This window comes from Klenkia sp. PcliD-1-E (genome assembly GCF_024124375.1).
Taxonomy (GTDB): Bacteria; Actinomycetota; Actinomycetes; order Mycobacteriales; family Geodermatophilaceae; genus Klenkia.
Genome location: NZ_JAMXRZ010000129.1, coordinates 1 through 10,947, shown reverse-complemented (window position 1 = coordinate 10,947; position 10,947 = coordinate 1). Strand labels below are relative to the sequence as shown.

The 10,947-nt window shown below is 74.1% G+C and carries 14 protein-coding genes, 2 tRNA genes and 1 pseudogene; 4 read left to right on the top strand and 13 right to left on the bottom strand.

Going from position 1 to position 10,947, the window contains the following annotated elements:
- Nucleotides 1-544: pseudogene (locus tag NH342_RS19395) on the top strand (hypothetical protein); the annotation flags it as partial.
- A gap of 100 nt (nucleotides 545-644) precedes the next feature.
- Nucleotides 645-2,429, top strand: coding sequence for a Stk1 family PASTA domain-containing Ser/Thr kinase (pknB, locus tag NH342_RS19390; protein ID WP_253017383.1), 1,785 nt, complete (start codon nucleotides 645-647; stop codon nucleotides 2,427-2,429).
- 117 nt (nucleotides 2,430-2,546) lie between these two features.
- On the opposite strand, the gene NH342_RS19385 is transcribed toward pknB, so the two are convergent.
- Genes NH342_RS19385 through NH342_RS19370 form a run of 4 tightly spaced genes read right to left on the bottom strand, consistent with a single transcriptional unit; the run spans nucleotide 2,547 to nucleotide 5,138 of the window.
- A complete protein-coding gene (locus NH342_RS19385) occupies nucleotides 2,547-3,212 on the bottom strand; it encodes an aminodeoxychorismate/anthranilate synthase component II (protein WP_253017381.1) in 666 nt (221 codons plus the stop codon).
- Nucleotides 3,209-3,367, bottom strand: coding sequence for a hypothetical protein (locus tag NH342_RS19380; protein ID WP_091553557.1), 159 nt, complete (start codon nucleotides 3,365-3,367; stop codon nucleotides 3,209-3,211). Before NH342_RS19380 ends, NH342_RS19385 begins: the two co-directional genes overlap by 4 nt.
- The gene (locus NH342_RS19375) at nucleotides 3,367-4,359 is read right to left on the bottom strand and encodes a class E sortase (protein ID WP_253017379.1); all 993 of its coding nucleotides are present in this window, start codon (nucleotides 4,357-4,359) and stop codon (nucleotides 3,367-3,369) included. Before NH342_RS19375 ends, NH342_RS19380 begins: the two co-directional genes overlap by 1 nt.
- Nucleotides 4,360-4,388: 29 nt before the next feature.
- Nucleotides 4,389-5,138 (bottom strand): DUF881 domain-containing protein, encoded by a 750-nt coding sequence (locus NH342_RS19370; RefSeq protein WP_253017377.1) that lies wholly within the window; start codon nucleotides 5,136-5,138, stop codon nucleotides 4,389-4,391.
- Nucleotides 5,139-5,206: 68 nt separating this feature from the next.
- Between NH342_RS19370 and crgA the strand changes: the two genes are divergently transcribed.
- A complete protein-coding gene (gene crgA, locus NH342_RS19365; protein WP_253017376.1) occupies nucleotides 5,207-5,479 on the top strand; it encodes a cell division protein CrgA in 273 nt (90 codons plus the stop codon).
- Nucleotides 5,480-5,488: 9 nt separating this feature from the next.
- On the opposite strand, the gene NH342_RS19360 is transcribed toward crgA, so the two are convergent.
- Both NH342_RS19360 and NH342_RS19355 read right to left on the bottom strand, forming a co-directional pair.
- Nucleotides 5,489-6,277: a CPBP family intramembrane glutamic endopeptidase gene (locus NH342_RS19360; RefSeq protein WP_253017375.1), complete on the bottom strand. Its 789-nt coding sequence runs from the start codon at nucleotides 6,275-6,277 to the stop codon at nucleotides 5,489-5,491.
- Complete coding sequence (locus NH342_RS19355) at nucleotides 6,274-7,221, bottom strand: NAD(P)H-binding protein (RefSeq protein WP_253017374.1); 948 nt, start codon at nucleotides 7,219-7,221, stop codon at nucleotides 6,274-6,276. The genes NH342_RS19360 and NH342_RS19355 overlap by 4 nt, the downstream gene beginning before the upstream one ends.
- Nucleotides 7,222-7,700: 479 nt before the next feature.
- Here NH342_RS19355 and NH342_RS19350 point away from each other — a divergent pair, with 479 nt between their 5' ends.
- Nucleotides 7,701-8,108 carry a PH domain-containing protein gene (locus tag NH342_RS19350; RefSeq protein ID WP_253017368.1) on the top strand — a complete coding sequence of 136 codons (408 nt, stop codon included), beginning with the start codon at nucleotides 7,701-7,703 and terminating at the stop codon, nucleotides 8,106-8,108.
- Here the strand turns inward: NH342_RS19350 and NH342_RS19345 are convergent.
- The 7 genes from NH342_RS19345 to NH342_RS19315 all read right to left on the bottom strand — a co-directional run.
- Entirely contained in the window at nucleotides 8,105-8,938 is an 834-nt protein-coding gene (locus tag NH342_RS19345; RefSeq protein WP_308200707.1) for a rhomboid family intramembrane serine protease, read from the bottom strand. The genes NH342_RS19350 and NH342_RS19345 overlap by 4 nt on opposite strands.
- Nucleotides 8,939-8,976: 38 nt before the next feature.
- Nucleotides 8,977-9,519 (bottom strand): peptidylprolyl isomerase, encoded by a 543-nt coding sequence (locus tag NH342_RS19340; protein WP_253017366.1) that lies wholly within the window; start codon nucleotides 9,517-9,519, stop codon nucleotides 8,977-8,979.
- A 25-nt stretch (nucleotides 9,520-9,544) separates the two neighbouring features.
- Complete coding sequence (locus NH342_RS19335) at nucleotides 9,545-10,069, bottom strand: DUF2020 domain-containing protein (protein WP_253017364.1); 525 nt, start codon at nucleotides 10,067-10,069, stop codon at nucleotides 9,545-9,547.
- Between the two features lie 2 nt (nucleotides 10,070-10,071).
- Nucleotides 10,072-10,144 (bottom strand) — tRNA-Ala (locus NH342_RS19330).
- An 8-nt stretch (nucleotides 10,145-10,152) separates the two neighbouring features.
- Nucleotides 10,153-10,293, bottom strand: coding sequence for a DLW-39 family protein (locus tag NH342_RS19325; RefSeq protein ID WP_253017362.1), 141 nt, complete (start codon nucleotides 10,291-10,293; stop codon nucleotides 10,153-10,155).
- Nucleotides 10,294-10,328: 35 nt separating this feature from the next.
- Nucleotides 10,329-10,402 (bottom strand) — tRNA-Ile (locus NH342_RS19320).
- A 58-nt stretch (nucleotides 10,403-10,460) separates the two neighbouring features.
- Nucleotides 10,461-10,947, bottom strand: a 487-nt coding sequence (locus NH342_RS19315) for a DUF3566 domain-containing protein (RefSeq protein ID WP_253017360.1), incomplete at its 5' end; no start/stop codon positions are given.

Here is a 10,947-nt window from a genome sequence, read left to right as displayed (position 1 = left end):
CCGGCTGCGGGGCGGTTCCCAGGGCAAGGAGCCGGCCGCGGCCGGCGGGCCCGCCACCGCCCCGCGGACCATGCCGCCGCTGCAGGGACCCCCGGTCGACGAGGACGACGACTGGGACGACGAGGACGACGGCCGCCGACGCCGCTCCCCGTGGCCGTGGGTGGCCGCGGCGGCTGTGCTGCTGCTCGTGCTGGGCGCGGTCGTCGCCTTCACGCTGCTCGGAGGCGGGGACGACGAGGCCCGCACCCCGGGGACGACGACCACCCCCGCCACCACCACCTCGGCCCCCACCGCCACGACCACCGAGTCGGCCACGCAGACCTCGGAGAGCTCCGCGGAGCAGACCACCGAGGACCCGACGCCGACCTCGGAGAGCTCCGCAGAGCAGACGACCGAGGCGCCACCGCCGGTCCCCACGACGACGCAGGCGCCCCGGACCACGACCACCCCGACCACGACACCCCCGCCGGTCACCACCACGACGGCGGCACCGACCACGCCCAGCGAGTCGACGGCCGCCGGGCAGACGACGGCGACGCCGTGACGGCCGCCCCCGTGACCGGCGCCTCCCCGGTGTGCACGACCGGATCGCCTACGCTGCGCGGTGGTCCGGACACCCCGGCCAGCCCCCGAGAGGACCCCCGATGACCACCCCGCAGGTGCTGGGCGAGCGCTACGAGATCGGTGGTGTCCTCGGCCGCGGCGGGATGGCCGAGGTGCACCGGGGGCGGGACCTGCGGCTGGGCCGCGAGGTCGCGGTCAAGGTGCTGCGCTCGGACCTGGCGCGCGACCCGTCCTTCCAGGTGCGCTTCCGCCGCGAGGCGCAGGCCTCGGCGTCGCTGAACCACCCGGCCATCGTCGCCGTCTACGACACCGGCGAGGACCGCACCACCACCGGCGCGACCCCCTACATCGTCATGGAGTACGTCGAGGGCGAGACCCTGCGCGACGTGCTGCGCCGGGAGAACCGGCTCGAGCCCGCCCGCGCCATGTCGCTGACCGCCGACATCTGCGCCGCGCTGGACTTCAGCCACCGCAACGGGATCGTGCACCGGGACGTCAAGCCCGGGAACGTCATGATCACCCCGCAGGGCACGGTCAAGGTGATGGACTTCGGCATCGCCCGGGCCGTCTCGGACTCCGCGGCCACCATGACCTCGACGGCCGCCGTCATCGGCACCGCGCAGTACCTCTCCCCCGAGCAGGCCCGCGGTGAGGGCGTCGACGCCCGCTCCGACGTCTACTCCGCTGGCTGCCTGCTCTACGAGCTCGTCACCGGGGCGCCGCCGTTCACCGGCGACTCCCCGGTCGCCGTGGCCTACCAGCACGTGCGCGAGGACCCCCGGACGCCGTCCTCGATCAACCCCGAGGTCCCGCCGGAGCTCGACGCCATCCTGCTCAAGGCGATGAGCAAGAACCCGGCCAACCGGTACCAGTCCGCCGCCGAGATGCGCAGCGACCTGCTGCGCGCCGTCGCCGGCCAGCGGGTCGAGGCCACCCCGGTCATGGGCGACGCCGAGCGCACCTCCTACCTCGGCGCGGCCGGCGCCGGCGGCTACCCGGGCCAGGACGACCACTGGGACGCCGAGGACGAGGCGGCCGCACGGCGCCGACGCCGCGGCGTCATCGCCCTGGTCGTCGCCGGCATCCTGGTGCTGGCCGGGCTGATCGCGCTGCTGGTCGGGCTCAACAGCGGCGGGGACGACACCCCCACCGAGCCCACCACCGCCAGCGTGCAGGTGCCCGCCCTCGTGGACCAGACCCAGGCCGCCGCGACCGCCGCGCTGCAGCAGGCCGGCCTGGTGCTGGGCACCGTCACCACGCAGCCCAGCACCGAGGTCGCCGAGGGCTCGGTGATCAGCAGCGACCCCGCCGCGGGGGCCACCGTCGACGAGGGCACCGAGGTCGCCCTCGTCGTCAGCGCCGGCCCCGACACGGTTCCGATCCCCAACGTGGTCGGGCTGTCCGAGGCGGCCGCCAAGGCCAACCTGAACAACGCCGGGTTCACCCGGGTCAACACCAACCAGGTGCCCTCCACCGAACCGGCCGGCACGGTCGTCGCCGTCGACCCCGGCGAGGGCAGCCAGGCCAACCCGGACGACCAGGTCATCACGCTGAGCATCTCCACCGGGAGCGCCCAGATCCCCGACGTCCGCGGCCAGACCTACGAGCAGGCGCGCGCCACGCTGCAGGCCGCCGGGTTCACCGACATCACCCAGCAGAACGCCGAGAGCGACGAGGTCCCGGCCGGCCAGGCGATCGGCACCGAGCCCGGCTCGGGTCAGCAGGCCACCGCCGACGACCAGATCACCGTGCTCATCGCCGTCCCCGTCCCGACCGAGACCACGGCCACGACCACGGCGCCCCCCACCAGCTCCTCGCCCACCACCGGCACCGGCATCCCGATCCCGGGCCAGCCCACGGCGTAGCGGCGCCCGCCCGAACGGTGATCAGGGGACCTGGTCACCGTCCGGCCGACCACACGAACGTCGGTGCGGGTGGCCGCACGGTGATCAGGTCACCTGATCACCGTGCGGGCCGCGCGGTCAGCCCACTGCGGTGAGCAGCTTCTGCGCTGCCGACGCCGCCTTCTCGACCAGGGCCTGGTCGACCTCGACGCCGCAGCTGCGGAGCCAGGTCGCGAGCATCTGGTGGCCGCCCTCGGTGAGGACGGACTCGGGGTGGAACTGCACGCCCTCGATCGGCAGCTCGCGGTGCCGCAGGGCCATCACGATCCCCGACGGCGTCGTGCCGGTGACCTCGAGCTCGGCGGGGAACGTCGAGGACTCCACGGCCAGGGAGTGGTAGCGCGTCGCGGTGAACGGCGACGGCAGCCCGGCCAGCACGCCCACGCCGTCGTGCACGACCTCGCTGGTCTTGCCGTGCAGCAGCTCCGGGGCGCGCACGACGTCCCCACCGAAGGCCTCCGCGATCGCCTGGTGGCCCAGGCAGACCCCGAGCACCGGCACCCCGGCCTCGGCGGCGGCCCGCACCATCGGCACGGTCACCCCGGCGTCGGCCGGTGTCCCGGGACCGGGCGAGAGCAGCACCCCGGCCACGTCCAGGTCGGCGAGCTCGTCGACGGTCACCTCGTCGTTGCGGCGCACCACGCTGGGGACGCCGAGCTGACCCAGGTACTGGACCAGGTTGTAGACGAAGCTGTCGAAGTTGTCGACGACGAGCACCCGGGGGCTCACGGTCGGCTCGCTCACTGGTCCACCGTCACGTCGTTGAAGGGCAGCTTGGGCTCCACCCAGGGGAAGACGACGAACAACAGCAGCGCGCACACCGCCAGCACCAGCACCAGCGCCTGCACCGCCTTGACCGCCGTGCCACCGGGCAGGTGCCGCCAGATCCAGGTGTACATCAGCCCTCGCTCAGGGCCGGCGGCCCGTCCGGGGCGTCGGCCTTCGGGACCGGGTCGCCGTCGAGCACCGCGTGCACGATCAGCCGCTCGCGGGCGGAGAACTTGGGGTGGCAGGTGGTCAGCGTCAGGTAGGCGCCGTTGGGCGGGCCGGTCAGCGGACCGTTCGGGGTGGGCGCGATGACCGACACGTCGGTGGGCAGCACGATCTGCTGACCAGGGATGCCGTTGGGGTCGTCGTCCCCGAGCACCCGGTAGACGAACCAGGTGGTCTCGGTCTCGATGACGATCGGGTCTCCGGCCTGCAGCTGGTCCAGGTCCAGGAACGGCGAGCCCTTGCCCACCCGGTGCCCGGCCAGGGCGAAGTTGCCCTGCTCACCGGGCATCGCGGAGTCCACGTAGTGACCGGGTCCCTCGACCAGCTCGTCCTCGTCGGTGCCCTCGAGGATGACCTTGACGTAGTCGGCACCGAAGCGCGGGATGCGGATGAAGGCGAACCCCTGGCCCAGCGGCACCTCGGAGATGCCGCCGTCGGGCAGCGTCGGCACCGTCGGGTCGTCGGTGCCTTCCCAGTCCTGGCGCAGCTCGGTGGACAGCGCGTCCTGCTTGCGGTCGCTGGAGAGGTCGGTGATCCACACCTCGTAGACGACGAACAGCAGCACGACGAGGCCGGCGGTGACCAGCAGCTGGCCCACGCCCCGGACCCCGGTGCGCACCAGGTCGCCGCGGGTGCGCTCCGGACGGCGGACGGCGGCCGGGGCGGCGCCGTCGTCGGTGCGCTCGTCCGAGCCGTCGTCCGAGCCGTCGTCCGTGCGCTCGTCCATGCCGTCGTCCAGGACGGAGTGCCGGCCGGTGGCGTCCTCGGGCCGACCCAGGTCGGGCTGCCAGGTGTGCCGCACGGTGGCGTCCTCGGGCAGCGGCTGCGGGGCGGCGGCGGGGGGCTCCTCGGGCGCGTGCCGGCCGCGGCGTGGGCCGCCGGTGTCCGCGTCGTCCATCGTTCCTCCCCGAGCCCCGCCCCCTGACCTCAGCCGGCGGCCGAGGCGTACTGCAGGTCCAGCGCGCCATCGTAGGCGGGCAGGTCCACCTCCGACCGGTCCTGCACCCGGTAGGTGAGCCCGAAGCGGTCCACGGCCTGCTGCAGCAGCGACACCTCGTAGGACTGGCCCAGCCGTTCGCGCATGGTGTCGGCGTCCCCCACCGCGGTGATCACGAAGGGCGGGGAGTACGTGCGGCCCTCCAGCAGGAGCACGTTGCCCACGCACCGCACGGCGCTGGTGGCCACGAGCCGCTGACCCATGACCGCCACCCCGTCGGCGCCGGCGGCCCACAGCGCGTTGACGACGCCCTGCACGTCGGACTGGTGGATGACCAGGGCGTCGAGGGTGGCCCCGGGGGGCAGGGTGCCGGTGCCGGTCTCCGGGGCATCGTCCAGCGTGATCTCCACACCCGGGCCGCTGACCGGGGTGAACCCGGCCGAGGCCTCCTGCGCGTCGCCGGCCGCGGTGGCCGCGGCGACGTCCCCGTTGCGGCCGGCCTCGGCCTCGGTGAGGGACTGCACGCGGGCCTGCAGCTGGGCCAGCTGGGCGGCCTGCACGTCGTTGGCCTGTCCCAGCTGCTCGATCAGCTGGGACAGCTGGGTGACGTCCCCCGCCCGCAGGTCGGTGCCGCGGGCGGTCTGCCCGGACGTCGCGAACAGCAGCCCGGCGGCCATCGCGACCACCGGGACCAGGGCGTTCCAGGCCCGCCGCTGCGGGTCACCGCCCCTGCTCCGCATGCCTGCAGCTTAGGCTGGGGGCCGGTCAGATCAGCAGTGCCGATGTGCAAGGTCGAGGAGTCGTCGCGGTGCCCAAGTCGAAGGTGCGCAAGAAGTCGGTGTACACCCCGCCCGAGGGCGTGCTGCCCTCGAGCGCCGCCAAGGCCCGTGCCGCCCGGCCCAGCCCCCGCTGGTACGCCCCCGTGATGATCGCCCTGATGCTGCTCGGCCTGGTGTGGATCGTCGTCTACTACGTGGCCGGCGACAAGATCGGCTTCATGGTGTCCCTGTCGGCGTGGAACTTCGCCATCGGGTTCGGCGCCATGGTCGCCGGCCTGGTCATGAGCATGCGCTGGCGCTGAGCTGGGCCGTCAGTCCTGCTGCTGGGAGGTCTCGGCCTCGATGGAGGGCTGGTCGGCGAACAGCGGCGGCAGGTAGCGCAGCATCAGCGCCGACCAGGTGAGGTGCGTGAGCACCGGTGCCTGGATGCCTCCGGTGATCTTGCGCTGCCAGCCGAACAGCCCCCCCATGACCACCGACGCCAGCACGAGGGCCGGGTTGCGGGTCGGGGTGGTGGCCAGCCCGTAGACCGTGGTGGACTTCAGCACTGGGTGGGTCGTGCCGGCGGCCGCGTAGAGCGCCCCCCGGAAGAAGACCTCCTCGGCCACCCCGTTGGTCAGCGTCGTCATGGCCACCAGGGCCGGGTTGCCCTGGTGGGCGTAGCGCAGGATCCGGGTCAGCGCCCGGTTCAGCACCGGGATGCGCCTGGCGACCAGCGCCGCGCCGTAGAACAGGCCGAACACCCCGGCACCGGTGAGCACCGGGGTGACCACCGGGCGGTGCACCGTCTCCCGGGCCGACCGCATCCAGCCCAGGTGCAGCGGGCCCGACGCGACGCCGCCGGTCACCCAGGTGCCGGCCACGGCCATCGTCAGGCCGTAGAACTCCTTCGAGTCCGGCTTCTGGGACAGCGACAGGCCCAGCATCCCCGCGCCCAGCACCGCGAACGTCCCGGTCACCCGCCGGCGCCGGCGGAAGGCCGCGTCGGTCTCCCGGTGGTCGCGCGGCACCGGGTCGATCAGCCAGTCCGGGGTGCGCTCGGCCAGCCGCAGGACCGCGCGGTCCAGCCGGCCCCGCGGCGCCCGGCCCAGCACGTTCACGCCCGCGCCCCGCGGACCAGCAGACCGCCGTGCCGGGGCCGCCCGCCGGCGGCCTTGCGCCGGGCGGCGGCGCGTTCCCCGAGCGCGGTCAGCACGGCCTGGTCGTAGTCCATCGGTTCGAACGGGACGACGTCGCGGATGCTGTGGTCGCGCACCACCACCTCGTTGCTCATCGAGTCGATCAGCGAGCGCCCGGTCTGCAGGTCCACGTCGGTGACCAGCGACAGCCAGCGCGAGGACAGCTGCGGGCTGAGCAGCGGCACCGGGAGCACGAACAGGTGCCGGCCCTGGATCTCCGCGACCCGGGTGAGCATCTCCAGGTATTCCAGCACCTCGGGACCGCCGACCTCGAACACCCGGCCCTCGGCGTCGGGGGCCTCGAGCACGCCGACGAGGTAGCGCACGACGTCGGCGACCGCGATCGGCTGGGTCCGGGTGTGCACCCAGCGCGGGGTGATCATCGCCGGCAGGTGGGCGACCAGCTGCCGGGTCATCTCCCAGGAGACGCCGCCGTGGCCGACGACGATGCCGGCCCGCAGCACGGTCACCGGGACCCCGCCCTCGCCGAGCAGCCGCTCGACCTCGCGGCGGCTGCGCAGGTGGGGGGAGAGGTCGTCGGCGTCGTCACCCAGGCCGCCGAGGTAGATGATCCGGCGCACCCCCGCCCGGGCGGCCGCGCGCCCGAAGGTGCGGGCCGCCTCGGCGTCGCGGTCCCGGAAGTCCGAGGAGTCCAGGCTGTGCACGAGGTAGTAGGCGGCCTCGCAGCCGGTCAGGGCCGCGTCCAGGGAGGCCTCGTCGGAGACGTCGCCGCGCACCGCCTCCCCGGCACCGGTGTAGCGCTGGGGGTGCCGGGTCATCGCGCGGACGTCGTGCCCCTCCTCGACCAGGGCCGGCGCCAGCCGACCACCCACGAACCCGGACGCACCCGTCACCAGTACCTGCACGGCTCCAGCGTGTGGGTTGCCGGCCGCGCCCGCAGGGCGAGTGGGACGAACCCGTCCGGTCGGGGTCGAGATGTCGACCCGGGGCGTGGGGTCGGTGTGTGCACAGCCCGGCGACCCGGTCCACAGCACCGGTGACCGACCGCCCCCAGGTTTGTCCACCGGATGTGGACGTCCCCGGACCGAGGACGCCGCTCCCACCTGCGCAGATGCCGGTCGTGTGACAGGTGGTGCGCAGGGTCCACCCGCGTAACTACACGCCTGTTCTTCTGTCCCCACCTGTGCACACAGGTGTGGAGAAGTCGACCTGGGGACCGTGACGACCCCGTCCCGCAGCCGGTCACCCGGCGTGTCCGGGTGGTCGCCGGGAGGTGGTGCACAGCACGAACACCCAGGTCGGACGGCGCGTCGCGCACCGACCGCCCCGGCCTGTGGACGACGGCCGCGCCGCGGTGGACCGCCGGGCTGCGAAGCTGGTCGGCGTGCCCGCCCCGCAGCAGTGGTCGACCCGACCGGTGGAGACCGCGCTGGCCGGTGGCGCGGCCCTCGTCCTGGCCGTCTCGGCGCTGTGGACCGACGCGGCGGGCCGGTTCCTCGTGGGCGCGGCGGCCCTCCTGCTCGCCGTGGTCGCCGTCCGGGACCTGCTGCTGCGCCCACGGCTGACCGCCGACGAGGACGAGGTCGTCGTCGCCGCGGTCGGTGGGCGCACCGTGATCCCCCGGGACCGGTTGCGTGCCCGGGTGCGCACCGGGCGCCGGCTCGGGGTGCGCACCACCTCGCTGGAGCTGGAGGACCTCGGCGACGACGGCGTGCTGGTGGTGCTCGGCCGCCGCGACCTGGGCGCCGACCCCGAGCAGGTCGGCGCCCAGCTGCTCGGGCACCGGCCCTAGCGGATCCCGCCGAAGGTCAGCACCAGCAGGACCAGCACGAGGACGGCGACGCCGGCCACGGCCAGCGCGGTGCGGCGGCGGGCCCACAGCAGCACGGCCGCGGTGGCGGCGCCGGTGACCAGGCCACCGAGGTGGCCGAGCAGCGAGACCCCGGGCAGCAGGCTGATGACCAGGTTGATGGCCAGCAGGGTGAGCAGGCCCCGCAGGTCCTGCTTCTGGCGGACCAGCACGACACCGAAGGCACCCAGCAGGCCGTAGATGGCCCCGGAGGCGCCCACCACGCCACCGACGTAGGCGCCGAACAGCTGCAGCGCGGCCGCCCCGCCCAGCGCGGACAGCAGGTACACCGTCAGGTAGCGGGCCTTGCCGAGCATCCGCTCCAGCTCGGAGCCGAACAGCAGCAGCGCGAGCATGTTCAGGGCCAGGTGCACCAGGCTGGCGTGGGTGAAGGCGCTGGTCACCACCCGCCACCACTGGCCCTGGTCGACCAGGACGGGTGCGGTGAGCAGTTGGCTGGTCAGCGGGGAGGCGAAGGAGCGGACCGGGTTGCCGCCGGCCAGCAGGGCCGAGACGGCGGTGGCCACGGCGACCGCGACGTTGATCGCGATGAGGACGACGGTGACGGTGCCCCAGCGGCGGCCGGCGACCCGCAGGCCGGTGGTCCGCCGGGGGGCCCGCACGGTGCGCCGGGCGTCGGCGATCTCCTCGGGGCACTGGAAGCCCACCGAGGCCGGGTGCATGCACTCGGGGCAGATGGGGCGGCCGCACCGCACGCAGGAGATGCGCGTGGGCCGGTCGGGGTGCCGGTAGCAGGTGGGCACCGGGGGCACGGGCTGCTCGCCCGCACCCCCGGGCCCGGCGGGTGTGCTCAGCTGCGCTGCACCTCGACCGAGGTGATGACGACGTCCTCGAGGGGCTTGTCACCACGGGCGGTGGGGACCTTGGCGATGGCGTCGACGACCTGGCGGGAGGCGTCGTCGGCGACCTCGCCGAAGATGGTGTGCTTGTTGTTCAGGTGCGGGGTGTTGGTGACGGTGATGAAGAACTGCGAGCCGTTGGTCCCCGGGCCCGCGTTGGCCATGGCCAGCAGGTAGGGCCTGGAGAACTGCAGGTCCGGGTGGAACTCGTCGCCGAAGCGGTAGCCGGGTCCGCCGGTGCCCTGGCCCAGCGGGTCACCGCCCTGGATCATGAAGCCGTCGATGACCCGGTGGAAGATCGTGCCGTCGTAGAGCTTGTCGGTGGTCTTCGCCCGGGTGCGGGGGTCGACCCACTCCCGGCTGCCCTCGGCGAGCTCGGCGAAGTTGGCGACGGTCTTGGGGGCGTGGTCCGGGAACAGGTCCACGGTGATGTCGCCGTGGTTGGTGTGCAGGACTGCGCGCCGCGCAGGAGTCGATTCGGTCACGCCCCCCATCGTCCCACCTGCGGTGATGGGCCGCTCAGACCGCCCCGACCACCGTCTGCGCGATCTCCCGGGCCTGCAGGCTGGACTCCTGGTTCACCGTGACGACCACGACCAGGCTGCCGTCGGCGACGGCGAGCACGGTCTGCGGCCCGACGGCGATGCCGCCGCCGTCGCCGACGTCCCGGACAGCGGTGCCGCCCAGGGGGGCCACCCGCTCCACCGCGGCGGTCTGCGCGGCGACCGGGTCGGCGGCCTGGCTGATCTCGACCACCAGCGCGGGCTCGCCGTTCGGCTTGGCGAAGGTGCAGGTGGGCGGCGGCCCGCCGGGTACACCGGTGGTGGTCACGGTGGGCGTGCGCTGCCCGACGGTGTCCTCGACGTAGGCGGTGTCCAGGTAGGGGCAGTCGGCCTCGGTCGTCACCGGCTCGGCAGCGGTCGTGGGTGCGGCGGTCGTCGTCGGTGCCGGGGAGGAGCTGGACGGGACCGGCGGGGTGGCGCTCGGACCGGCCGGGTCGGCGTCCTGGGTGCTCCCACCGCAGCCGGCGAGCAGGAGGACCAACGTGGAGACGAGGGGAATCGAACCCCTGACCCCCGCCTTGCAAAGGCGGTGCTCTACCAATTGAGCTACGTCCCCGGGGGGTGCTAGCGGTGCGTGGTCCGGACGGCGTCCGGGCTGCTGGTGGCCTCGGCCCACAGCCCCTGGTCGCCCTGGGCCGCGGCCCGCTTGCGCCAGGCCAGCAGGGTGCCCGCCGCGAGGGCGGCGACGGCGACCTTCTTCAGCACGGGGCCGACCTCCTCGCGGTGGGGCAGTGCACGGGTGGGCCTGGGAGGACTTGAACCTCCGGCCTCATCCTTATCAGGGATGCGCTCTAACCGCCTGAGCTACAGGCCCGTGAACCTCGGAAAGCATACGTGCCCCCCGGCCGGCGTCGCCGACCGGGGGTGCGGGGTCAGGAGTCGCGCTCGGACAGCGTGACCTCCAGGCCGCCGACCAGGTCGGCGCACAGGTTGTAGACGAAGGTGCCCACGGTGCACAGCGCGGTGAACAGCACGATGTTGACCGCGCCGATGACCGCGGCACCGCCGAAGACGATGCCCGGGGTGATGACCTCGCCGCCCCCGCCGGAGGAGGTGCCGAGCTGGCCGATGAGGTCGTTGAGGGTGCTGAAGACGCCCAGGCCGCTGAGCACGCCGTAGAGCACGCCGACGGCGACCATCCAGACGAAGAACAGGGCGATGGCCAGCACCAGGGAGATCTTCAGCGCCGACCAGGTGTCGACGTGCCGCAGCTGCAGCCGCGCCCGGCGGGGACCCTTGCCGCCCTTGACCGCGCCGCGGACGCCGGTGCGCTCGCCCTGCTCGGTGGCGGTGCGCGCGGCGGGCTCGGCGGGCCGGGCACCGGCCGGCGGCCGGGACGAGGACTGGCGGGGGGTGCCG